We start from the raw sequence: 22,628 nt of genomic DNA, 5'->3' as shown, positions 1-22,628 counted from the left end.
GGCTAATTTGTTAGAAATTATGTCCCAGCCTCTTCATTTATATCAATTTATATAGAAGATAAAGGTTGTACATGTTAGGCGCTAATGATTATAAAGTTAATTTATAATTCCAAGTCTCTAGTCATTTCAATCATTTGTGTATATATATCATAGTAAATGTAATTAAACGCCATTGTATGAGGTTGTACAATTTTATCGTAATCCTCAGTATATACAATCGGACGCGGAGTTGATAAGTTTACAAAATGCATAAGATGTTCAGGGAAATCTTCTTGTTTAGGACGATTGCATACTAATACAAAATCAATATCTTTGTCTATTAATTGTTGAACATCTTGAGCAACCTCCTTAGTATAAAAAGGAGAGAATAAAAATACACGATCAGTTGTGTCTAAATCATTTAAACTGTTTAATTCACTCAATTTTTTACTAGAATTTAATTTTTCATCACTGTCTAATATAAAAGTTTCAAAAAATTTTAAATCTCCATAACCATTAATATATACATATCCTTCTCCACCAATAGCTTGGATTAAACATTGAGCAGCCATTTGTATGTCTAACGCTTGGTCTTCTAAACGATTAAATATACCCGTTAATTGTGTTTGTAGTATCTTTGACATGATTATCCTCCATTTCATTAGTATTGTAATGAAATATAATATTTTATGCAATGAAGCTTCAAAAGTTATCAATTATTTTTAAATTAAGCATGCAATAAAAAATATTATCTGCTATAATAATTTTTGAAAATTTATGTAATTGGATACAAGGAGGAACTTTCATGCCATTAGTTTCAATGAAAGAAATGTTAATCGATGCGAAAGAAAATGGTTATGCGGTTGGTCAATACAACTTAAATAACTTAGAATTTACACAAGCTATTTTAGAAGCTTCTCAAGAAGAGAACGCGCCAGTGATCTTAGGTGTTTCCGAAGGTGCTGCACGTTATATGAGTGGTTTTTATACAGTAGTTAAAATGGTAGAAGGTTTAATGCATGATTTAAACATTACTATACCAGTAGCTATCCACCTAGATCATGGTTCAAGTTTTGAAAAATGTAAAGAAGCTATTGATGCTGGATTTACTTCAGTAATGATTGATGCTTCACATAGTCCATTTGAAGAAAATATTGAAATTACTTCTAAAGTAGTAGAATATGCACATCAACATGGCGTGTCAGTTGAAGCTGAATTAGGAACAGTGGGTGGACAAGAAGATGATGTTGTAGGCGGTATCATCTATGCTGATCCTAAAGAATGTCAAGAATTAGTCGAAAGAACTGGTATTGATACTTTAGCACCAGCATTAGGTTCAGTACATGGTCCTTATAAAGGCGAACCTAAATTAGGCTTCAAAGAAATGGAAGAAATTGGTGTATCAACTGGATTACCACTTGTTTTACATGGTGGTACAGGTATTCCAACTAAAGATATTCAAAAAGCAATCCCTTATGGTACTGCAAAAATTAATGTAAATACTGAAAATCAAATTGCTTCAGCTAAAGCTGTTAGAGATGTATTGAACAATGATAAAGAAGTTTACGATCCTCGCAAATACTTAGGTCCAGCACGTGAAGCTATTAAAGAAACAGTAAAAGGCAAAATTAGAGAGTTTGGTACGTCTAATCGCGCTAAGTAAAATAATTATTATTAAAGGTTAAGGCAACCTGAACTGTCAGCAAAGTGTTCGCTTTGTTGACAGTTTTTTTATTTTATACAAAAATTTTACGATATATTATTAAAGTATTTGTATAAAGTTAGTCATGCTGAATGTTAATCAATTACTGACTCATGATTTATAAAAAATAAATTATCTCTTTTTAAAATTTATGAAAAAACAGAATTAAATAATTGTATAAATTGATTTATAATAGTGTTATCAATCCGTTATATGAAATATTAGATTTTTGGATATTAATATTATAATTGCTAAGTTTTTTTAAAAGTTAGTGTTTTACAAATAAATAATATATAATTTATAATGCGAATTATGTATAATTTTACAAAAGGCGAATAAAGGAGAAAAAATAAATGAGTCAAGAAGTAATTAAAATCCGAGGTGGTCAACCACTAAAGGGTGAAGTTACAATTAGTGGTGCAAAAAATAGTGCCGTAGCTATTATTCCAGCTACTCTATTAGCGCAAGGACAAGTGAAAATTGACGGTTTACCGCAAATCTCAGATGTTGAAACACTAGTGAGTTTATTAGAAGATTTAAATATTAAAACAAATCTTAATGGTAAAACATTAGAAGTTGATACAACAGACATTAAAAATGCACCGTTACCAAATAACAAAGTTGAATCTTTACGTGCTTCTTATTACATGATGGGAGCCATGTTAGGTCGCTTTAAAAAATGTGTGATTGGTTTACCAGGTGGTTGTCCATTGGGCCCACGTCCAATTGATCAACACATTAAAGGATTTAAAGCTTTAGGTGCTGAAATTGATGAATCAAGTGATACATCAATGAAAATAGAAGCAAAAGAATTGCACGGAGCCAACATCTTTTTAGATATGGTAAGTGTTGGTGCAACCATCAACATTATGCTTGCAGCTGTTCATGCAAATGGGCAAACAACGATTGAAAATGCTGCCAAAGAACCAGAAGTAGTAGATGTAGCAAACTTTTTAAATAGCTTAGGCGCAAATATCAAAGGCGCCGGTACAAGCACTCTAAAAATCAGTGGTGTTGAAGAGTTACATGGAGCTGAATATCAAGTGATTCCTGATAGAATTGAAGCGGGAACGTATATGTGTATTGCCGCTGCTTGTGGTGACGAAGTAACAATTAAAAATATTGTACCTAAACATTTAGAAGCGCTCACAGTTAAACTAAATGAATTAGGTGTTGATATTGATATCGATGATGATAAAGAACAAATAGTAATTAAAGGTAAATCATCATATAAAAATGTAGATATTAAAACATTAGTATATCCTGGATTTGCTACTGACTTACAACAACCTATTACGCCTTTATTATTTATGACAGATGGTCCATCTTTCGTTACAGAAACGATATATCCAGCTCGTTTCCGTCATGTAGAAGAGCTCAAAAATATGGGCGCTAGTATTGAAGCAGATACGTCTACTGGTACTGCAACAATTAAACCTTCTAAACTTCAAGGTGCCGAAGTATATGCGAGTGATCTACGTGCAGGAGCTTGCTTGATTATTGCTGGATTACTAGCAGAAGGTGTTACAACAATTTATAATGTTAAACATATTTATAGAGGATATACAGATATCGTTAAACATCTTAAAGAATTAGGTGCGGATATTTGGACTGAACAAGTTTAATTATTTTTGATATACTTAAATATATTAATTGCTGAAGTATATTAAATACCTGCAATGTTTAAGAAGTTTTGAATAGAGGTGAAGACAATGGAAATCTGTCCATATCTCGAAGAAACCTTTAAAATTGTTGGTAGAAGTTGGAACGGTTTAATCATTAATTACCTATCTCGATGCGCTGATTATACTGCACACTTTTCCGATATGAAAAGGGATTTAAAAACAATTACTCCACGTGCATTAAGTATTAAGCTTACAGAATTAGGTGAGTGGGAATTAGTAGACAAAAAAGTCATTTCTACACGTCCTGTTTCTATCGTTTATGAGTTAACCGATAAAGGAAAAGCACTTGCTGAGGCTTTAAGACCAATTGAAGCATGGGCTAGAGATTACGTCACATTAGAACATAACGATTCAGTTAAATAATATAGTTAAAAGGTTGGAGTTTATATAAACTTTAACCTTTTAATTATGTTTAAATAACATCAAATCGGATATATATTAGACATACACATTCTTAAGGAGTGAATCATTGATGAGAAATTATACTCAACAATATATTAATGGTGAATGGATTGATAGTGAAAGTAACGAAACAATTGATGTAATTAATCCAGCAACAGAAGAAGTTATTGGAAAAGTTGCAAAAGGTAATGAAAAAGACGTAGAAAAAGCGGTTCAAGCTGCTCATGACGTATATTTAGAATTTCGCCATAGTTCAGTTGAAGAAAGAAAACAACTACTAGATAGAATAGTAGAAGAATATAAAAATAGAAAACAAGATATTATTGAAGCAATTACTGCAGAGTTAGGTGCTCCACTAACTGTTTCAGAAAATGTTCATTATCAAATGGGTTTACAACACTTTTCAGAAGCACGTAGAGCTTTAGATTCATTTGAATTTGAAGAACGTCGTGGAGATGATTTGGTAACTAAAGAAGCGATTGGCGTTTCTGGATTAGTTACACCATGGAATTTCCCAACTAATCAAACATCTCTTAAATTAGCAGCAGCATTTGCTGCAGGTAGTCCAGTTGTGTTAAAACCTTCTGAAGAAACACCATTTGCTGCAATAATTTTAGCTGAAATCTTTGAAAAAGCAGGCGTTCCTAAAGGTGTATTTAACTTAGTTAATGGTGATGGTGAAGGTGTAGGTAATCCATTAAGCGAACATCCTAAAATTAGAATGATGTCATTCACTGGTTCTGGAGCTACAGGTTCTAAAATTATGGAAAAAGCAGCTAAAGATATCAAAAAAGTATCTCTTGAATTAGGTGGCAAATCACCATATATCGTACTTGACGATGTAGATATTAAAGAAGCTGCAAAAGCTACAACTGGAAAGGTTGTTAATAATACTGGTCAAGTATGTACTGCAGGAACAAGAATCTTAGTTCCAGAAAGTATTAAACAAGAATTCTTAACTGCCTTAAAAGAAGAGTTTAGTAATGTTAAAGTTGGCGATCCACTTGATAAAAATACTCAAGTAGGACCAATCATTAGTAAAAAACAATTCGACACAGTACAATCTTATATTGATAAAGGTATTGAAGAAGGCGCTGAATTATTATATGGCGGTCCAGGTAAACCAGAAGGATTAGATACAGGTTATTTTGCTAGACCAACTATTTTTGTAAATGTTAAAAATGATATGACTATTGCACAAGAAGAAATTTTTGGTCCAGTTGTTTCAGTAATCACATATAATGATTTAGACGAAGCAATCGAAATTGCTAATGATACTAAATATGGTTTAGCAGGATATGTAATTGGTAAAGATAAAGAAACGCTTCAAAAAGTAGCACGTTCAATTGAGGCAGGTAGAATTCAAATTAATGAATCTCCAAACGAACCTTATTTACCATTTGGTGGTTATAAACAATCTGGTATCGGTCGTGAATGGGGCGACTACGGAATTGAAGAGTTCTTAGAAGTAAAATCAATTGCTGGTTATTTTAAATAATTAAGTATAATGAAATATTTTAATATAAATACAGTTCATGGAATCGTTTTAGTTCCATGAGCTGTTTTATTTTTTGAAATTTAATAAAATCATTTTGTAATTAAATTAAAAATTTGCTATATTAATTCTAGTATTTAAGATGCTAACGTTTAAAACATTTAAGTTATAATCATTTAGATGATTTGACAATGCTAGTAGCTAGATGATTTTTATAAAAATATAAGAAATGGGTGCAATTTATGCCTGAAAGAGAACGAACATCACCACAATATGAATCTTTTCATGAATTGTATAAAAATTATACGACAAAAGAACTTACGCAAAAAGCAAAATCATTAAAACTAACTAATTATAGTAAATTGAATAAAAGTGAGCTTGTCTTGGCAATTATGGAAGCTCAAATGGAAAAAGATGGAAATTACTATATGGAGGGTGTTTTAGATGATATACAACCTGATGGATATGGTTTCTTAAGAACCGTTAATTATTCTAAAGGTGAAAAAGATATATATATATCAGCTAGTCAAATTAGACGTTTTGAAATTAAACGAGGCGATAAAGTAACTGGAAAAGTACGAAAGCCTAAAGACAATGAAAAATACTATGGACTTCTACAAGTTGACTTTGTTAATGATGAAAATGCAGAAGTTGTAAAAAAACGTCCTCATTTCCAAGCACTTACTCCGTTATACCCAGAGGAAAGAATTATTCTTGAAACAGAGCCTCAAAACTATTCTACTCGAATTATGGATTTAGTTACTCCAATTGGTTTAGGTCAACGTGGTCTTATTGTTGCTCCTCCTAAAGCTGGTAAAACGTCATTACTTAAAGAAATTGCAAATGCAATTAGTACAAATAAACCAGATGCTAAATTATTTATATTATTAGTAGGTGAACGACCTGAAGAGGTAACTGATATAGAGCGTTCAGTAGAGTCAGCAGAAGTAGTACATTCCACTTTTGATGAACCTCCTCAACACCACGTTAAGGTAGCAGAGTTATTACTAGAAAGAGCAAAACGTCTTGTAGAGATAGGACAAGATGTCATTATCTTGATGGACTCTATTACGCGTTTAGCAAGAGCATATAATCTTGTTATCCCGCCTAGTGGTAGAACATTGTCAGGTGGTTTGGATCCAGCATCCTTACATAAGCCTAAAGCATTTTTCGGTGCTGCGCGTAATATTGAAGCAGGTGGTAGCCTAACTATTTTAGCAACAGCTTTAGTAGATACAGGTTCACGTATGGATGATATGATTTATGAAGAGTTCAAAGGTACAGGTAATATGGAACTTCATCTTGATCGTAAATTATCCGAACGTCGAATATTCCCAGCTATTGATATTGGACGTAGTTCTACACGTAAAGAAGAATTATTAATTAGCAAGTCCGAATTAGACTCATTATGGCAACTTAGAAATATGTTTACTGATTCTACCGATTTTACAGAGCGTTTTATAAGAAAATTAAAACGTTCAGAAAATAACAAAGAATTTTTTGAACAATTGCAAAAGGCAGCCGCTGAAAGTACAAAAACAGGAAAACCAATTATCTAAAATATATGATTGAGGGTTGCGTTTTCCTTCAATAACTATTATAATTACACAGTATTGGGTAAAAACTCACAAATAACTCTGTTCCAGATGGTTCAGGGCAAAGGAGCTGAAAAAAATGAAACAAGGAATTCATCCTGATTACCACAAAGTCATCTTTTTAGATACAACAACTAACTTTAAATTCTTAAGTGGTTCTACTAAAACTTCTTCAGAAACAATGGAATGGGAAGATGGTAACGAATACCCAGTTATTCGCTTAGATGTATCATCTGATTCACATCCATTCTACACAGGACGTCAAAAATTCGCTGCTGCGGATGGTCGTGTGGAACGTTTCAACAAAAAGTTTGGTCTCAAATCAAACAACAATTAATTTTGAACTTAAAATGCCTGCCTAATCTATTATGTATAGAATTAAGCAGGTATTTTTTTATTTCTAAACTATTTTATTCATTTGTTCAATGATAACCCAGTAATAAACTCATTTATAATAAACGAAAATATGATATAATTAAGCGATTATGTTTTGAAAAAGGTGGAACTTATAATGTATGAAACTTACCATTCTGGTTGGATTGAATGCATTACTGGAAGTATGTTTAGTGGTAAATCGGAAGAATTAATTCGTCGATTAAGAAGAGGAATTTATGCTAAACAAAAAGTAATCGTATTTAAACCGGCTATTGATGACCGGTATCATAAAGAAAAAGTTGTATCACATGATGGTAATGAACTAGAAGCCATTAATATTTCAACAGCTAGAGAAATACTATTACAAAATTTATCTCAATTTGATGTCATAGGGATAGATGAAATTCAATTTTTTGATAATGAAATTGTACATATAGTAGAAAAGCTAGCTGAAGAGGGTCATAGAGTTGTAGTAGCAGGTTTAGACATGGACTTTAGAGGTGAACCTTTTGACCCCATGCCTCAAATTATGGCTGTAAGTGAACAAGTGACCAAATTACAAGCCGTTTGTGCAGTATGTGGTTCGTCATCAAGTCGGACGCAACGTTTAATCGATGGACAACCAGCAAGAATTGATGACCCAATTATATTAGTAGGAGCAAATGAAAGTTATGAGCCAAGATGCAGAGCACATCATATTGTAGCACCTAGCATCAATGACAAGGAGGAAATATAGTGTTTGATCAATTAGATATTGTTGAAGAAAGATATGAACAGTTAAATGAAATGTTAAGTGATCCCGAAATCGTCAACGATCCAGATAAATTACGAAAATATTCTAAAGAGCAAGCTGATTTACAGAAAACAGTAGATGTTTATAGAGATTACAAAAGTAAAAAAGAAGAAGTAGCAGAAATAGATGAAATGCTAACTGAAACAGATGATAAAGAAGAAATTGAAATGTTAAAAGAAGAAGCATCTGGATTAAAAAGTGAACTTCCTGAATTAGAAGAACAACTTAAATTCTTGTTAATTCCTAAAGATCCAAACGATGAAAAAGACGTTATTGTCGAAATTAGAGCAGCAGCTGGTGGAGATGAAGCAGCTATTTTCGCAGGCGATTTATTAAGAATGTATACAAAATATGCGGAATCTCAAAATTTTAAAACTGAAATTGTTGAAGCGGCAGAAAGTGATCATGGTGGATATAAAGAAATCAGTTTTTCAGTTTCAGGTAATGGTGCCTATAGTAAGTTGAAATTTGAAAATGGTGCTCATCGTGTACAACGTGTGCCCGAAACAGAATCTGGAGGACGTATTCATACATCTACAGCGACTGTAGCTGTATTACCTGAAGTTGAAGATGTAGAAATTGAAGTGCGTAATGAAGATTTGAAAATTGATACGTATCGTTCAAGTGGTGCTGGTGGTCAACACGTTAATACTACAGACTCTGCTGTGCGTATTACGCATATTCCAACCGGTATTATTGCAACGTCTTCAGAAAAATCACAAATTCAAAACCGTGAAAAAGCATTAAAAGTATTAAAAGCACGATTATATGATATGAAATTACAAGAAGAACAGCAAAAGTATGCAGCTCAACGTAAATCAGCTGTAGGGACAGGAGATCGTTCTGAACGTGTACGAACTTATAATTATCCTCAAAGTCGTGTGACAGATCATCGAATTGGCTTAACTTTACAAAAGCTCGACCAAATTATGGAAGGTAAATTGGATGAAATTATTGATGCATTAACACTTTCTGAGCAAACTGAAAAACTGAAAGAACTAAATAATGGCGAGCTTTAAAGATACCTTACAAGAAGCGATTGAATTAACAAAAGAAAAAGGATTTGAGCAATCTAGAGCGGAATGGCTGATGTTAGACTTATTTAAATGGTCTAGGACAGATTATTTAATGCATATGTATGATGAGATGTCTCAAGCTGAAGAAGCAAAATTTTCACTTGCATTAGACCGTATGTTATTAGGAGAGCCTATTCAATATATTGTTGGTTTTCAATCATTTTATGGATATCAATTACAAGTAAATTCTCAATGTCTTATTCCACGTCCAGAAACAGAAGAAGTTATGCTTCATTTTTTAGAGCATTGTAAAGATGGAAGTACAATTGCTGATATAGGAACAGGCAGTGGAGCGATTGCAATTGTACTTAAAAAACTAAATCCAACCTTAAATGTAATAGCCACAGATCTTATTGAAGATACTCTAGAGGTAGCATCTGATAATGCACATCAATTAAAAGCGGATATCAGATTTCTAAAAGGTAACGCCCTTAAACCACTTATTAAAGAAAATATTAAATTAGATGGCTTAATTTCAAACCCTCCTTATATTGATCAAACTGAGATGAAAGATATGGAAGATACGGTAGTAAAGTATGAACCTCATATCGCGTTATTTGCTGAGGATGAAGGGTATGAAATTTATGAGATGATTCTAGATGATTTACCAAAAGTACTTAATAAAGGGGCTTATGTAACTTTTGAAATTGGATATAATCAAGGAGAAATATTAAAAGCACGTATTATAAATAAATATCCGCATGTGAATGTAAATCTCTTGAAAGATATTAACGGATTAAATAGAATGATTTCATTTAAGTGGTAATAGTGGAGTGGGAAAGAAATGTATTATTTTCTAACCCACTTCTTTTTCTTTAATAATTTCACATATGTGAAAGGTGTGATCAAAGTGAAAACAAATATATGGAATATGAAAGATTATAGTCAAGATCCCCACACGTTTTCTCAATTAGCAGAAATAAAAACTATTTATGAAAATGGTGGCCTAATTGCGATACCTACTGAAACAGTGTACGGTTTAGGTGCCAATGCTAAAAATGAACAGGCAGTAGAAAACATTTATAAAGCCAAAGGACGCCCGTCTGATAACCCACTGATTGTTCATATTTACAAGCAATCACAAATGGATGCATTTGTATCAACTATCCCTAAGGAAGCTAAGAAATTAATGAATGCATTTTGGCCTGGCCCAATCTCGTTTATTCTTCCTTTAAAACAAGGATATTTATGTGAGAAAGTGACAGGTGGTCTTAATTCTATTGCTGTAAGAATGCCAAGTCATCCAATTGGAAGAGCAATATTAGAATATGTTGATTTACCAATCGCAGCACCCAGTGCAAATATAAGTGGAAGACCTTCTCCAACGACATTTCAACATGTTTATAATGATTTAAATGGAAAAATAGATGGTATTGTGAATGGCGATCAAAGTGAAGAAGGCTTGGAGAGTACAGTTTTAGATTGTACCCAATTTCCTTTTAGAATAGCAAGACCAGGATCAATTACTCAAACAATGCTTAATCAGGTGGTACCTCACAGCGTCATTCAATATGATTATAATCAATTAGAACGTCCCATAGCACCAGGTATGAAATATAAACACTATGCACCTAAAACACCTGTATATATGTTAACTGAATTGACACAACCTATTTCTGAGTTAAATGAATCAGGGTTAGCATTTGTTTTACCTTCTAGTATGAAAAAGTATGTACCTAAAGATGGTATATTTATCTCTCTTTGTGAAAATCAAAGAGATGTTAAAGGGGCTAATCATAACTTATATAAAATTTTACATGACATTGATGATGATGAACGAATAAAAAAAGCATTTATTTATACTTTTGATAATATTGAAGGTTCTGAAGCAGTTATGAATCGTATGCTAAAAGCAACGGGAAATCAAATAGTTAAAGGAAGAGAATTATGAAGATAATATTTGTATGTACTGGAAATACTTGTAGAAGTCCTATTGCTGAAAGTATAGCTACAGCGCTTCTACCTAACGATTCTATTCAATCACGTGGATTATTTGCAATGAATGGACAATCCATTACTCCTGAAGCATTAGAAGTTATTTTAGAAAATAATTTACCAGAACCCTCTGTATCTCAAATATTCAGTCAAGATGACTTAAAAAGTGATTTAATTTTAACGATGACCAATAGTCATAAACGACAGTTAATCAGTCAATTTGGGACAGAATATCCTATTTATACATTATGTGAGTATGTATCAGAAACAGGTGAAATAGATGATCCATTTGGCGGTAGCATAGATACCTATCGTCACACATTTAATCAATTATATTCTCTTATTAGCAAATTGAAACACGAAGAATAAAGAGAAATATTACGCTAATAGTATAAGTTGAGTAATAAATAAGTTATAATAAAGAAGTATAGCTTGTCAGCTATGCTTCTTTTTATCTTTGTAAGTGAGGTGAAATAATATGCAAGAACTTACAACTTTACTGGATGAATTGAAAACTCAATCGTTTTTCAAAAAAGATGAGATTTGTGTGATAGGATGTTCAACTTCTGAAGTAATTGGGGAAAAAATTGGGTCAGTTGGTTCAATGGAAGTTGCTGAAACTATTTTTAATGAATTGGAACGTATAAAACGTGAAACGGGCGTTTCATTTGCGTTTCAAGGTTGTGAACATATTAATAGGGCGATTACAATTGAGCGTGAAGATTATAATCCATTTACTATGGAAGAAGTAACTGTTGTACCAGATGTTCATGCAGGAGGAAGTCTTGCTACATATGCCTATCAACATATGAAAGATCCAATAGTCATTGAATATATAAAAGTGCCTAAAGGTATTGATATTGGTCAAACGCTTATTGGAATGCACATTAATCATGTTTGTGTTCCGTTGAGAACAAGCGTTAAAAAAGTTGGTGAAGCTACAGTTACAATCGCTACTTCAAGACCAAAAAAAATTGGTGGAGAAAGAGCTAAATATGAATAAGTTCTAAAGGAAGAAGGGGAATATATGTCTTATATTAAAGAACAAGATCACATTATTTATGAAGCGATTCAAAATGAATACAACCGTCAAAACAATAATATTGAGCTCATTGCTTCAGAGAACTTCGTTTCAGAAGCGGTAATGGAAGCGCAAGGATCTGTAATGACAAATAAATATGCAGAAGGCTATCCAGGTCGTCGTTACTATGGTGGTTGTGAATATGTTGATGTTACGGAAACAATAGCTATTGAACGTATCAAAGCTTTATTCGGAGCTGAACATGCAAATGTACAACCCCATTCAGGTTCTCAAGCTAATATGGCAGTGTATTTAGTTGCTTTAGAGATGGGAGATACTGTGCTTGGAATGAATTTAAGTCATGGTGGTCATTTAACTCACGGTGCTTCAGTTAATTTTAGTGGTAAGTTTTATAACTTTATCGATTATGGCGTAGATAAAGAAACTGAAAGAATTAATTATGATGAAATTCGTGAATTGGCACAGAAACATAAGCCTAAATTAATTGTAGCTGGTACGTCAGCGTATTCTAGACAATTAGATTTTAAGAAATTTAAAGAAATTGCTGATGAAGTTGGTGCTAAATTAATGGTTGATATGGCACACATTGCAGGTTTAGTAGCAACTGGATTACATCCTAATCCTGTAGAATATGCTGACTTTGTTACCAGTACAACTCATAAAACGTTGAGAGGACCACGTGGAGGCCTGATTCTTTGCAAGGAAAAGTATAAAAAAGAGATAGATAAGACAATATTTCCTGGAATTCAAGGTGGACCACTAGAACATGTGATTGCTGCAAAAGCTGTTGCTTTTGGAGAAGCTTTAGAACCAGATTTCAAAGTGTATCAAGAACAAGTCATTAAAAATGCTAAAACTTTAGCTGAAACACTTCAAAATGAAGGATTTAGAATTGTTTCAGGAGGTACAGATAATCATCTAATTTCAGTAGATGTGAAACAATCAGTTAATTTAACGGGTAAACAGGCTGAAGAAACATTAGATTCAATTGGTATTACATGTAATAAAAATACAATACCTTTTGATCAGGAGAAACCATTCGTTACAAGTGGAATTAGACTAGGCACTCCTGCTGCAACGACGCGTGGTTTTGATGAAGTAGCATTTAAAGAAGTTGCTTTAATTATCAGTACAGCATTAAAAAATTCAAATGACCAAGCAAAATTGAAAGAAGCTAGTGATAGAGTAAAACAATTGACTCAACAATATCCGCTATATGAATAACAACATAAATGGAGGAAATGAATTATGAGTAAAGTACATGTATTTGATCACCCACTCATTCAACATAAATTGAGTTACATTCGTGATAAAAATACTGGAACAAAAGAATTTAGAGAGCTTGTTGATGAAGTAGGTATGCTAATGGCATATGAAGTTACAAGAGATTTACAATTGCAAGATGTAGAAATTGAAACACCTGTAACAACTATGACAGCAAAACGATTAGCTGGAAAAAAATTAGCAATTGTACCTATTTTAAGAGCAGGATTAGGGATGACAGATGGTGTATTAAACTTAGTTCCAGCTGCTCGTGTAGGACATATTGGTTTGTATCGTGATCCTAAAACATTAAAAGCAGTAGAATATTTTGCTAAATTACCTCAAGATATCGATGAACGTGAAATTATAGTAGTTGATCCAATGTTAGCTACAGGCGCTTCAGCAATCGAAGCAATCAATTCACTAAAAAATCGAGGTGCAAAGAATATTCGTTTTATGTGTTTAATTGCCGCACCTGAGGGTGTTGAAAAAATGCAAGAAGCGCATGAAGATGTTGATATCTATATTGCAGCTTTAGATGAAAAACTTAATGAAAAAGCATATATTACACCTGGTTTAGGAGATGCTGGGGATAGATTATTTGGTACTAAATAGTACTATAGGAGTAAATATTATGAGAAAGATTATGACAGTCTTTGGTACAAGACCGGAAGCAATTAAAATGGCACCTTTAGTTAAAGCACTTGAAAAAGATTCAATGCTAGAACCAATTATTGTTGTAACTGCTCAACATAGAGAAATGCTTGATTCAGTTTTAAAAACATTCAACATAAAACCACATTATGATTTGAATATTATGAAAAAAGGGCAAACTCTTTCAGAAATAACAGCTAAATCTATTATTCAACTTGAGCAAATTATGAAAAAAGAATGTCCAGATATGGTACTTGTTCATGGTGATACAACAACTACTTTTTCTGGCGCATTAGCAGCATTTTATAATCATACCTCTGTAGGCCACGTAGAAGCTGGTCTTAGAAGTGGTAATAAATATGCGCCTTTTCCAGAAGAAATAAATCGGCAGATGGTTAGTAACATTGCCGATTTACACTTTGCTCCTACTATTGGTGCAAAACGCAATCTAATTCAAGAAAATAAAGATAAGACATCTATAGTGATTACTGGCAATACTGCCATTGATACACTAAATTTTACAATTAATAAAAATTATACTTCTGAGTTGATAGAAAAGCATAAAAATAAAAAAATTGTATTGCTGACCGTTCATCGTAGAGAGAATATTGGAAAACCTATGGAACATATTTTCAAAGCAGTTAGAGATATCGTTGAAGATATTGAAGACGTTGTAGTAGTTTTTCCTTTACATATGAATCCCGAAGTTAGAAAACTATCATACGCTTATTTAGAAAATCATCCAAGGATAGAGCTTATTGAACCATTAGATGTTGTCGATTTTCATAATTTTGCTAATCATGCTTATTTAATTTTGACTGATTCTGGAGGCATTCAAGAAGAAGCACCATCATTAAATAAACCAGTTTTAGTTCTTAGAGATGTAACTGAAAGACCTGAAGGTGTAGAAGCTGGAACATTAAAAGTAATTGGAACAGAGTATACACATGTGTATCAAGAAATAAGAAAATTATTAAAGAACAAACAAGTTTATAATAATATGGCCTATGCTCAAAATCCTTATGGAGATGGAAAGGCATCTGAACGTATATGTGATAGTATTAAATACTATTTAGGATTAACTGAAGAAATACCTAAAGAATTTGAAAAGTTAAAAAATTGTTGATTTATTTGTGAACATTTTATGACAATATTGGTGTTAAATTAAACAACAATTTGAATAGAATTGACACATAAATTACCCTATATTATTATTGAAATTGTATGAGTGGAACGGTTTCCATGATTGTCATAAGTTTTGGAGGCACAAAGAATGAAACGGTTCAGCATCATATTTAGACAATTCATTCAATATTACATTTATTTTTTAATATTGTTAAGTATTTTGTATTTTATTAAATCTAATTCTTTTTTATTAGGCTTAATAATTGGGACACTTGGGTCTCTAATCAACACATACATTTTTGAGATATATCTTTCTAGGGCAAAACAACCAGATAATATACATATTTCTACAGGTAATGTATGGAGATACTTAGTCGCAATTATTGCATGTATAGTATGGGTTGTCTTTAAAGAGAATGTAAATATCATTGGTATAATGATAGGCCTTATGATTTCTTATGTATTAATCATTTTTCGCCCTCTCTTGCTAAAATAGTAAACTATATACAGAAAGAGGTGAGTACATGGATCACAAATCCCCACTCGTAAGTTGGAATGTGTTTGGATTTGATATTGTTTTCAACTTAGCAAGTATTATGATGCTTATTATTACTGCTATTATTGTTTTTATAATAGCTATTGTTTGTACGCGTAATCTTAAGAAAAGACCTAGTGGCAAACAAAACTTTATCGAATGGATTTTCGATTTTGTAAGAGGCATTATTGAGAGTAACATGGCTTGGAAAAAAGGTGGTCAATTTCACTTCTTGGCGGTAACATTAATTTTATTTATTTTTGTTGCCAATATGCTAGGTTTACCATTTGCAATTGTTACACATGATCATTATTTATGGTGGAAATCTCCAACTGCTGACGCGACTGTAACGTTGACGTTATCTACGATGATGATTTTATTAACACATTACTATGGTGTTAAAATGCGTGGAACAAAAGCATATGTTGGTAATTACTTTAAACCTTTCTGGCCATTAGCAATTATTAATGTCTTTGAAGAATTCTCTTCAACATTAACACTAGGTTTACGTCTTTACGGTAATATTTTTGCTGGTGAGTTACTATTATCACTATTAGCTGGCCTGTTTTTCCAAAACGGCTGGGGCTGGATAATTAGTATTCCTGGCTTAATTATATGGCAAGGATTCTCAATCTTTGTCGGTACAATCCAAGCATATATCTTTATTATGCTATCTATGGTTTACATGTCCCATAAAGTTGCGGACGCACATTAACATAAACAAACATTTTAGGAGGAATTATTAATATGGGTTTAATCGCAGCAGCAATTGCAATCGGTTTATCAGCATTAGGTGCTGGTATCGGTAACGGTCTTATTGTTTCTAGAACAGTTGAAGGTGTAGCACGTCAACCAGAAGCACGTGGTCAATTAATGAGTATTATGTTCATTGGTATTGGTTTAGTTGAAGCATTACCAATCATCGGCGTTGTTATCTCATTCATGACATTATTCAGATAAGAAATGTTCGAGGCGAAGTCTCTTTGATCTTCGCCATTCGTTTTATTTAGTGGCAAAGTGATGATTAATAATGAAAGGAGTGTCAAATGCCAGTGAACGCATTAACTAATTCATTTGTTTTAGGTGCAACTACAGGTGGCGTTGAATGGGGAACAACAATTGTTACAATTATTACATTTATAATCCTATTAGCGTTATTGAAAAAATTTGCTTGGGGTCCATTAAAAGAAGTAATGGATAAACGTGAACGCGATATTAATAGAGATATTGACGAAGCTGAAGAAGCAAAATTGAATGCACAAAAACTTGAAGAAGAAAATAAAAAGACACTTAAAGAAACACAAGATGAAGTTCATCATATTCTTGAAAATGCAAGAATTCAAGCACGTAAACAACATGAAGAAATTATTAAAGATGCACATGAACGTGCAAACGGTATGATTGAAACAGCACAAAGTGAAATCAACAGTGAAAAAGAACGCGCTCTTGCAGATATTAATAATCAAGTTTCTGAGTTATCTGTTTTAATAGCTTCTAAAGTTTTACAAAAAGAAATTTCAGAACAAGATCAAAAAGGTCTCGTTGATAAGTATCTTAAAGAGGCAGGCGATAAATAATGGCAGATGTAGCAAAAAAATATGCTAAAGCTTTATTTGATGTCTCTATAGATAAAGATCGATTAGATTTAATGTATGAAGAATTACAAGAAGTTAGTCATGCAACTTTAAATTACATTGATGATTTAAAAGCAATTGATTCAAATCCTAATCAGCCTGCTTCTGAACGACGTAAATTCGCAGGTATTGTATTTGGGGATGCGAACTATTACTTAAAAAATATGCTAATGATTTTAGCAAATAATCGTCATTTAGCGCTTATCCATTCTATCTTTAAAGAATTTAAACATTTGTATGACCATCATTATAATCAAGGTGATGCTTTGGTTGAATCTGTATATCAATTGAATGAAGAAGAATTATCTCGTATTGAAAGTGTAATTCTTAACAAAACTAAATTGTCTAAAGTACATATTACAACTAAAATAAATCCTAACTTAATTGGCGGTTTTAGAGCAAAAGTTGGGACTACTGTATTAGATGGCAGTATAAAAAATGATTTAGAACAAATAGAGCGTAAATTTAAAAGAGTTAATTAAAAAAGAGGAGTGACATAGATGGCCATCAAAGCTGAAGAAATCAGTGCATTACTTCGCTCACAAATTGAAAACTATGAGTCAGAAATGTCTGTTGATGATGTAGGTACCGTCCTTCAAATTGGTGATGGTATTGCATTAATTCACGGATTAAATGATTGTATGGCTGGTGAGCTTGTAGAGTTTTCAAATGGAGTGCTTGGTTTAGCACAAAACCTTGAAGAATCAAATGTGGGTGTCGTAATCTTAGGACCTTATAGTGAAATTAGAGAAGGCGACGAAGTTAAACGTACTGGCCGTATCATGGAAGTGCCAGTAGGTGAAGAACTTATCGGACGTGTTGTAAATCCACTTGGTCAACCAATTGATGGACAAGGTCCTATCAATTCAACTAAGACACGCCCTGTTGAGCAAAAAGCAACAGGTGTTATGGATCGTAAATCAGTTGATGAACCATTACAAACTGGTATTAAAGCGATTGACGCATTAGTACCAATTGGTCGTGGACAACGTGAGTTAATCATTGGTGATAGACAAACAGGTAAAACAACGATTGGTATTGATACAATTTTAAACCAAAAAGGTTTAGATACAATTTGTATTTATGTAGCTATTGGTCAAAAAGATTCAACAGTACGTGCAAACGTTGAAAAATTACGTCAAGCTGGTGCTTTAGACTACACAATTGTTGTATCTGCATCAGCAGCGGAACCAGCACCATTATTATACATTGCCCCTTATTCAGGAGTAACAATGGGTGAAGAGTTCATGTTTAATGGAAAAAATGTACTTGTTGTATATGATGATTTAACTAAACAAGCAGCAGCTTATCGTGAATTATCATTATTATTACGCAGACCTCCAGGTCGTGAAGCATATCCAGGGGACGTCTTCTACTTACACAGTAGATTGTTAGAAAGAGCAGCTAAATTAAGCGATGCATTAGGTGGCGGTTCAATTACAGCTTTACCTATCATTGAAACACAAGCTGGAGATATCTCTGCATATGTTCCAACTAACGTAATTTCAATTACTGACGGACAAATTTTCTTACAATCTGATTTATTCTTCTCAGGTGTACGACCTGCGATCAATGCCGGTCAGTCTGTATCACGTGTTGGTGGTTCAGCACAAATTAAAGCAATGAAAAAAGTTGCCGGTACATTACGTTTAGATTTAGCATCTTATCGTGAGTTAGAATCATTTGCACAATTTGGTTCTGATTTAGACGAATATACTGCTAGAAAATTAGAACGTGGTAAACGTACGGTTGAAGTTTTAAAACAAGATCAAAACAAACCACTTCCTGTTGAAAATCAAGTGTTAATTATTTATGCCTTAACAAAAGGTTATTTAGATGACATTCCTGTAGAAGACATTACACGTTTTGAAGATGAATTAAATAGTTGGTCTAAATCAAATGCTTCAGAATTATTAGGAGAAATCAGAGAAACTGGTAACCTTCCTGATGATGCTAAATTTGAATCAGCTATTAATGAATTTAAGAAAAGTTTTAGCAAGTCTGAATAACTAAACTTTAAATCAAAAAGGTGGTGAGATAATGGCTTCTCTTAAAGAGATAGATAGTCGTATTAAATCGACGAAAAAAATGAAACAGATTACTAAAGCGATGAACATGGTTTCAAGTTCTAAATTACGTCGAGCTGAAAAAAATACTAAGCAATTCGAACCTTATATGGAAAAAATGCAAGATGCGATAACTGCTATTGCAGGCGCAAGTAAAAATTCAAGTCATCCAATGTTAAGACCAAGACACATTCAACGTAGTGGTTACCTGGTTATTACAAGTGACAAAGGATTAGCGGGTGCTTATAGTTCGAATGTGCTTAAACGACTAGTCAATGACATTAAAGAAAAACATACAAATAGTGATGAATATAGCATTATTGTTTTAGGTCAATCCGGTGTTGATTTCCTTAAAAATAGAGGTTATGAAGTTGAAAGTTCACTTGTTGATGTACCTGATCAACCTTCATTTAAATCAATACAAGCTATCGCTAAGCATGCGATTGACTTATTCAGTGAAGAACATATTGATGAACTTAAGATTTATTATAGCCACTATGTTAGTGTTCTTGAAAATAAACCTTCTGTTAAACAAGTTCTACCATTATCTCAAGAAGATTCTAGTCAAGGCCAAGGTCAAATGTCGTCATATGAATTTGAACCAGATAAAGACTCAATCTTAAGAGTTATTCTTCCACAATACGTTGAAAGTTTAATCTATGGAACGATTCTTGATGCTAAGGCTAGTGAACATGCAGCACGTATGACTGCAATGAAAAATGCATCTGATAATGCAACTGAACTTATTGATGACTTATCATTACAATATAATAGAGCGAGACAAGCTGAAATCACTCAACAAATTACAGAAATTGTTGGTGGTTCTGCCGCACTTGAATAATATTTTAAAGGAGGAAACAACATGGGTAATGGCCGTGTAACTCAGGTTATGGGTCCTGTAATTGATGTTCGATTCGAACATAATGAAGTCCCTGAAATTAATAATGCCCTAATTATTGAAGTCCCTAAAAATGATGGCACATTCAAATTAACATTAGAAGTTGCATTGCAATTAGGTGATGATGTTGTTCGTACTATTGCAATGGATTCAACTGATGGTGTTCAACGTGGTATGCAAGTTGTGAATACTGGTAAAGATATTAGTGTTCCTGTAGGTGAAGAAACACTTGGACGTGTGTTTAACGTTTTAGGAGAAACAATAGATTTAAATGAAAAAATAGATAGTTCTGTTAGACGTGATCCAATTCATCGTCGTCAACCTAATTTTGATGAATTGTCTACTGAAGTAGAAATCCTTGAAACAGGTATCAAAGTTGTAGACTTATTAGCACCTTATATTAAGGGTGGTAAGATTGGTTTATTCGGTGGTGCCGGTGTAGGTAAAACTGTATTAATTCAAGAATTAATCAATAATATCGCTCAAGAACATGGTGGTATTTCTGTATTCGCTGGTGTAGGTGAACGTACTCGTGAAGGTAACGACTTATACTATGAAATGAGCGATAGTGGCGTTATCAATAAAACTGCCATGGTATTTGGACAAATGAATGAGCCACCAGGTGCGCGTATGCGTGTTGCTTTATCTGCATTGACAATGGCTGAATATTTCCGTGATGAACAAGGTCAAGATGTACTTTTATTCATTGACAATATTTTCCGCTTTACTCAAGCTGGTTCTGAAGTTTCAGCATTATTAGGACGTATGCCTTCAGCTGTAGGTTATCAACCAACATTAGCAACTGAAATGGGTCAATTACAAGAACGTATTACATCTACTAATAAAGGTTCAGTCACTTCAATTCAAGCAGTATTCGTTCCTGCCGATGACTATACTGACCCAGCACCAGCAACTGCGTTCGCGCATTTAGATGCAACAACAAACTTAGAACGTAAATTAACTGAAATGGGTATTTATCCTGCGGTAGACCCATTAGCTTCAACTTCTAGAGCTTTAGAACCATCTATTGTTGGACAAGAACATTATGAAGTTGCACGTGAAGTTCAATCTACATTACAAAAATACAGAGAATTACAAGATATCATTGCAATTTTAGGTATGGATGAATTATCTGAAGAAGATAAATTAACAGTAGAACGTGCGCGTAGAATTCAATTCTTCTTATCACAAAACTTCCATGTGGCTGAACAATTTACTGGTCAAAAAGGTTCTTATGTTCCAGTTAAAACAACTGTAGCGGACTTTAAAGATATCTTAAATGGTAAATATGATCATATTCCTGAGGATGCGTTCCGTTTAGTTGGAAGTATGGATGATGTTATTGCTAAAGCTAAAGATATGGGTGTTGAAGTTTAAACTAATTAGGAGGTAAAGATAATGAACACAGTAAATCTTGATATTGTCACTCCTAATGGTTCAGTCTACGAAAAAGATGATGTTGAACTCGTTGTATTTCAAACTACTGCGGGCGAAATAGGTATCATGAGTGGACATATTCCGACAGTTGCCGCATTAAAGATAGGCCATATTAAAGTTAAGTTTAAGAATGGTACTGAGTATATAGCTGTTAGTGGTGGCTTTGTTGAAATTAGACAACATAAAGTATCTGTCATTGTTCAAACAGCTGAAACAGCTAGTGAGATTGATGTAGAAAGAGCTAAGTTGGCTCGTCAAAGAGCTCAGTCTCATTTAGATGAAGAGGATAACAGTGACATTAACCGAGCTAAACGCGCATTAGCTAGAGCGGAAAACCGTCTGCGTGTAGCTGAATTAAAATAATGATTAAATTAAATGATGTGGGATAATATTTATGATGAATATATTATTTCAATTTAGTAAGAATGGTTAATGAAAAAGTAACAGATATTAAAATATTATTGGTTTAGTTAATTATTCTTAATATATTAAAAGAGTTTGAGACATTTAATGGTGTTTCAAGCTCTTTTTTTATTGTACATAAAAGAACTTAGAATGATAATAACTTTAAATTTTTATTTTAGTTACTTTTATTAAATATCGTAACGTTCTTATGTATCATTATTAACTTTTTTAATGTACAATATATTACAGAAATCTTTAAGGAGAGAAAAGAATGGAATATGTTGGACAATTTGCAATAATACATCTATTTTTACATGTAATATGTATATGTATTGCGTACTGGGCATTACATTCTCTCAGATTAGATCAATTTTTTAAAAAAGGATATTCAACACAACTACAAGTGTGTATGATTTTCTTAGCAATTTTAATGGGTACTGCAGTAAGTAACTTTATCGTGGATTTATTACAGTATTCTACACAAATTAAATATTTATTTTAAAAAATGAATTTCTACTAATTAACTAAAAAT

General features: G+C 32.8%; 26 protein-coding genes. 25 read left to right on the top strand and 1 reads right to left on the bottom strand.

What is annotated here, in order from left to right:
- Positions 1 to 101: 101 nt before the first annotated feature.
- Positions 102 to 623, bottom strand: a complete 522-nt coding sequence (locus HMPREF2629_RS02885; RefSeq protein ID WP_054105566.1) for a DUF2529 domain-containing protein — start codon at positions 621 to 623, stop codon at positions 102 to 104.
- A gap of 161 nt (positions 624 to 784) precedes the next feature.
- On the opposite strand from HMPREF2629_RS02885, the gene fdaB reads away from it, so the two are divergent.
- The 25 genes from fdaB (at position 785) to HMPREF2629_RS02760 (ending at position 22,598) form a co-directional block, all read left to right on the top strand.
- Complete coding sequence (gene fdaB / locus HMPREF2629_RS02880; RefSeq protein WP_070813136.1) at positions 785 to 1,642, top strand: class IIb fructose-bisphosphate aldolase FdaB; 858 nt, start codon at positions 785 to 787, stop codon at positions 1,640 to 1,642.
- 392 nt (positions 1,643 to 2,034) lie between these two features.
- Positions 2,035 to 3,306 carry a UDP-N-acetylglucosamine 1-carboxyvinyltransferase gene (locus HMPREF2629_RS02875; protein WP_017175118.1) on the top strand — a complete coding sequence of 424 codons (1,272 nt, stop codon included), beginning with the start codon at positions 2,035 to 2,037 and terminating at the stop codon, positions 3,304 to 3,306.
- Positions 3,307 to 3,393: 87 nt separating this feature from the next.
- On the top strand, positions 3,394 to 3,729 hold the full coding sequence (locus HMPREF2629_RS02870; RefSeq protein ID WP_002488141.1) for a winged helix-turn-helix transcriptional regulator: 336 nt from the start codon (positions 3,394 to 3,396) through the stop codon (positions 3,727 to 3,729).
- A 109-nt stretch (positions 3,730 to 3,838) separates the two neighbouring features.
- Positions 3,839 to 5,266, top strand: coding sequence for an aldehyde dehydrogenase family protein (locus HMPREF2629_RS02865; protein WP_070813135.1), 1,428 nt, complete (start codon positions 3,839 to 3,841; stop codon positions 5,264 to 5,266).
- Positions 5,267 to 5,505: 239 nt separating this feature from the next.
- Positions 5,506 to 6,822, top strand: a complete 1,317-nt coding sequence (gene rho, locus HMPREF2629_RS02860) for a transcription termination factor Rho (RefSeq protein ID WP_017175120.1) — start codon at positions 5,506 to 5,508, stop codon at positions 6,820 to 6,822.
- Positions 6,823 to 6,937: 115 nt separating this feature from the next.
- A complete protein-coding gene (locus tag HMPREF2629_RS02855) occupies positions 6,938 to 7,195 on the top strand; it encodes a type B 50S ribosomal protein L31 (protein ID WP_002448672.1) in 258 nt (85 codons plus the stop codon).
- Positions 7,196 to 7,369: 174 nt separating this feature from the next.
- A complete protein-coding gene (locus HMPREF2629_RS02850) occupies positions 7,370 to 7,969 on the top strand; it encodes a thymidine kinase (RefSeq protein WP_017175121.1) in 600 nt (199 codons plus the stop codon).
- Entirely contained in the window at positions 7,969 to 9,045 is a 1,077-nt protein-coding gene (gene prfA / locus HMPREF2629_RS02845; protein WP_019835608.1) for a peptide chain release factor 1, read from the top strand. The genes HMPREF2629_RS02850 and prfA overlap by 1 nt, the downstream gene beginning before the upstream one ends.
- Positions 9,032 to 9,868, top strand: coding sequence for a peptide chain release factor N(5)-glutamine methyltransferase (prmC, locus tag HMPREF2629_RS02840; RefSeq protein WP_017175123.1), 837 nt, complete (start codon positions 9,032 to 9,034; stop codon positions 9,866 to 9,868). Before prfA ends, prmC begins: the two co-directional genes overlap by 14 nt.
- An 84-nt stretch (positions 9,869 to 9,952) precedes the next feature.
- Positions 9,953 to 10,993 carry an L-threonylcarbamoyladenylate synthase gene (locus HMPREF2629_RS02835; protein WP_019835609.1) on the top strand — a complete coding sequence of 347 codons (1,041 nt, stop codon included), beginning with the start codon at positions 9,953 to 9,955 and terminating at the stop codon, positions 10,991 to 10,993.
- Positions 10,990 to 11,406: a low molecular weight protein arginine phosphatase gene (locus HMPREF2629_RS02830; protein WP_017175125.1), complete on the top strand. Its 417-nt coding sequence runs from the start codon at positions 10,990 to 10,992 to the stop codon at positions 11,404 to 11,406. Before HMPREF2629_RS02835 ends, HMPREF2629_RS02830 begins: the two co-directional genes overlap by 4 nt.
- A gap of 109 nt (positions 11,407 to 11,515) precedes the next feature.
- Positions 11,516 to 12,040 carry a TIGR01440 family protein gene (locus HMPREF2629_RS02825; RefSeq protein WP_019835610.1) on the top strand — a complete coding sequence of 175 codons (525 nt, stop codon included), beginning with the start codon at positions 11,516 to 11,518 and terminating at the stop codon, positions 12,038 to 12,040.
- Positions 12,041 to 12,064: 24 nt separating this feature from the next.
- The gene (gene glyA / locus HMPREF2629_RS02820) at positions 12,065 to 13,303 is read left to right on the top strand and encodes a serine hydroxymethyltransferase (RefSeq protein ID WP_017175127.1); all 1,239 of its coding nucleotides are present in this window, start codon (positions 12,065 to 12,067) and stop codon (positions 13,301 to 13,303) included.
- 24 nt (positions 13,304 to 13,327) lie between these two features.
- Positions 13,328 to 13,957, top strand: a complete 630-nt coding sequence (gene upp, locus HMPREF2629_RS02815) for a uracil phosphoribosyltransferase (protein ID WP_054105567.1) — start codon at positions 13,328 to 13,330, stop codon at positions 13,955 to 13,957.
- A 19-nt stretch (positions 13,958 to 13,976) separates the two neighbouring features.
- Positions 13,977 to 15,122 carry a non-hydrolyzing UDP-N-acetylglucosamine 2-epimerase gene (gene wecB / locus HMPREF2629_RS02810; RefSeq protein ID WP_017175129.1) on the top strand — a complete coding sequence of 382 codons (1,146 nt, stop codon included), beginning with the start codon at positions 13,977 to 13,979 and terminating at the stop codon, positions 15,120 to 15,122.
- A gap of 147 nt (positions 15,123 to 15,269) precedes the next feature.
- Positions 15,270 to 15,617 carry an ATP synthase subunit I gene (locus HMPREF2629_RS02805; RefSeq protein ID WP_017175130.1) on the top strand — a complete coding sequence of 116 codons (348 nt, stop codon included), beginning with the start codon at positions 15,270 to 15,272 and terminating at the stop codon, positions 15,615 to 15,617.
- A 28-nt stretch (positions 15,618 to 15,645) separates the two neighbouring features.
- Positions 15,646 to 16,371, top strand: coding sequence for a F0F1 ATP synthase subunit A (atpB, locus tag HMPREF2629_RS02800; protein WP_002448665.1), 726 nt, complete (start codon positions 15,646 to 15,648; stop codon positions 16,369 to 16,371).
- A 32-nt stretch (positions 16,372 to 16,403) separates the two neighbouring features.
- Entirely contained in the window at positions 16,404 to 16,616 is a 213-nt protein-coding gene (atpE, locus tag HMPREF2629_RS02795) for a F0F1 ATP synthase subunit C (RefSeq protein ID WP_002448651.1), read from the top strand.
- 86 nt (positions 16,617 to 16,702) lie between these two features.
- Positions 16,703 to 17,233 (top strand): F0F1 ATP synthase subunit B, encoded by a 531-nt coding sequence (locus tag HMPREF2629_RS02790; protein ID WP_054105568.1) that lies wholly within the window; start codon positions 16,703 to 16,705, stop codon positions 17,231 to 17,233.
- A complete protein-coding gene (locus HMPREF2629_RS02785; protein WP_049382314.1) occupies positions 17,233 to 17,772 on the top strand; it encodes a F0F1 ATP synthase subunit delta in 540 nt (179 codons plus the stop codon). The genes HMPREF2629_RS02790 and HMPREF2629_RS02785 overlap by 1 nt, the downstream gene beginning before the upstream one ends.
- 18 nt (positions 17,773 to 17,790) lie before the next feature.
- Positions 17,791 to 19,299, top strand: coding sequence for a F0F1 ATP synthase subunit alpha (gene atpA, locus HMPREF2629_RS02780; RefSeq protein WP_017175133.1), 1,509 nt, complete (start codon positions 17,791 to 17,793; stop codon positions 19,297 to 19,299).
- Positions 19,300 to 19,330: 31 nt separating this feature from the next.
- Positions 19,331 to 20,197: an ATP synthase F1 subunit gamma gene (gene atpG, locus HMPREF2629_RS02775; RefSeq protein ID WP_017175134.1), complete on the top strand. Its 867-nt coding sequence runs from the start codon at positions 19,331 to 19,333 to the stop codon at positions 20,195 to 20,197.
- A 21-nt stretch (positions 20,198 to 20,218) separates the two neighbouring features.
- On the top strand, positions 20,219 to 21,631 hold the full coding sequence (gene atpD, locus HMPREF2629_RS02770; protein ID WP_017175135.1) for a F0F1 ATP synthase subunit beta: 1,413 nt from the start codon (positions 20,219 to 20,221) through the stop codon (positions 21,629 to 21,631).
- A 21-nt stretch (positions 21,632 to 21,652) separates the two neighbouring features.
- On the top strand, positions 21,653 to 22,054 hold the full coding sequence (locus HMPREF2629_RS02765) for a F0F1 ATP synthase subunit epsilon (protein ID WP_002448708.1): 402 nt from the start codon (positions 21,653 to 21,655) through the stop codon (positions 22,052 to 22,054).
- A gap of 313 nt (positions 22,055 to 22,367) precedes the next feature.
- A complete protein-coding gene (locus HMPREF2629_RS02760) occupies positions 22,368 to 22,598 on the top strand; it encodes a DUF1146 family protein (protein WP_017175136.1) in 231 nt (76 codons plus the stop codon).
- Positions 22,599 to 22,628 lie beyond the last annotated feature (30 nt).

The organism is Staphylococcus sp. HMSC034C12 (assembly GCF_001835895.1).
Taxonomy (GTDB): Bacteria; Bacillota; Bacilli; order Staphylococcales; family Staphylococcaceae; genus Staphylococcus; species Staphylococcus hominis.
Note: the sequence above shows the minus strand (reverse complement) of the source record. Positions and strands in the feature narration are given on the sequence as shown.

Excerpts from the sequence above, each read along its gene's own strand:
- HMPREF2629_RS02870 (WP_002488141.1), top strand. The coding sequence starts at position 3,394 with ATGGAAATCTGTCCATATCTCGAAGAAACCTTTAAAATTGTTGGTAGA.
- upp (WP_054105567.1), top strand. The coding sequence starts at position 13,328 with ATGAGTAAAGTACATGTATTTGATCACCCACTCATTCAACATAAATTG.
- HMPREF2629_RS02885 (WP_054105566.1), bottom strand. The coding sequence starts at position 623 with ATGTCAAAGATACTACAAACACAATTAACGGGTATATTTAATCGTTTA.
- HMPREF2629_RS02785 (WP_049382314.1), top strand. The coding sequence starts at position 17,233 with ATGGCAGATGTAGCAAAAAAATATGCTAAAGCTTTATTTGATGTCTCT.
- HMPREF2629_RS02765 (WP_002448708.1), top strand. The coding sequence starts at position 21,653 with ATGAACACAGTAAATCTTGATATTGTCACTCCTAATGGTTCAGTCTAC.
- HMPREF2629_RS02830 (WP_017175125.1), top strand. The coding sequence starts at position 10,990 with ATGAAGATAATATTTGTATGTACTGGAAATACTTGTAGAAGTCCTATT.
- HMPREF2629_RS02825 (WP_019835610.1), top strand. The coding sequence starts at position 11,516 with ATGCAAGAACTTACAACTTTACTGGATGAATTGAAAACTCAATCGTTT.
- HMPREF2629_RS02760 (WP_017175136.1), top strand. The coding sequence starts at position 22,368 with ATGGAATATGTTGGACAATTTGCAATAATACATCTATTTTTACATGTA.
- atpG (WP_017175134.1), top strand. The coding sequence starts at position 19,331 with ATGGCTTCTCTTAAAGAGATAGATAGTCGTATTAAATCGACGAAAAAA.
- prmC (WP_017175123.1), top strand. The coding sequence starts at position 9,032 with ATGGCGAGCTTTAAAGATACCTTACAAGAAGCGATTGAATTAACAAAA.
- HMPREF2629_RS02875 (WP_017175118.1), top strand. The coding sequence starts at position 2,035 with ATGAGTCAAGAAGTAATTAAAATCCGAGGTGGTCAACCACTAAAGGGT.
- fdaB (WP_070813136.1), top strand. The coding sequence starts at position 785 with ATGCCATTAGTTTCAATGAAAGAAATGTTAATCGATGCGAAAGAAAAT.
- HMPREF2629_RS02790 (WP_054105568.1), top strand. The coding sequence starts at position 16,703 with ATGCCAGTGAACGCATTAACTAATTCATTTGTTTTAGGTGCAACTACA.
- atpB (WP_002448665.1), top strand. The coding sequence starts at position 15,646 with ATGGATCACAAATCCCCACTCGTAAGTTGGAATGTGTTTGGATTTGAT.
- atpD (WP_017175135.1), top strand. The coding sequence starts at position 20,219 with ATGGGTAATGGCCGTGTAACTCAGGTTATGGGTCCTGTAATTGATGTT.
- wecB (WP_017175129.1), top strand. The coding sequence starts at position 13,977 with ATGAGAAAGATTATGACAGTCTTTGGTACAAGACCGGAAGCAATTAAA.
- HMPREF2629_RS02850 (WP_017175121.1), top strand. The coding sequence starts at position 7,370 with ATGTATGAAACTTACCATTCTGGTTGGATTGAATGCATTACTGGAAGT.
- atpA (WP_017175133.1), top strand. The coding sequence starts at position 17,791 with ATGGCCATCAAAGCTGAAGAAATCAGTGCATTACTTCGCTCACAAATT.
- HMPREF2629_RS02805 (WP_017175130.1), top strand. The coding sequence starts at position 15,270 with ATGAAACGGTTCAGCATCATATTTAGACAATTCATTCAATATTACATT.
- rho (WP_017175120.1), top strand. The coding sequence starts at position 5,506 with ATGCCTGAAAGAGAACGAACATCACCACAATATGAATCTTTTCATGAA.
- atpE (WP_002448651.1), top strand. The coding sequence starts at position 16,404 with ATGGGTTTAATCGCAGCAGCAATTGCAATCGGTTTATCAGCATTAGGT.
- HMPREF2629_RS02855 (WP_002448672.1), top strand. The coding sequence starts at position 6,938 with ATGAAACAAGGAATTCATCCTGATTACCACAAAGTCATCTTTTTAGAT.
- HMPREF2629_RS02865 (WP_070813135.1), top strand. The coding sequence starts at position 3,839 with ATGAGAAATTATACTCAACAATATATTAATGGTGAATGGATTGATAGT.
- glyA (WP_017175127.1), top strand. The coding sequence starts at position 12,065 with ATGTCTTATATTAAAGAACAAGATCACATTATTTATGAAGCGATTCAA.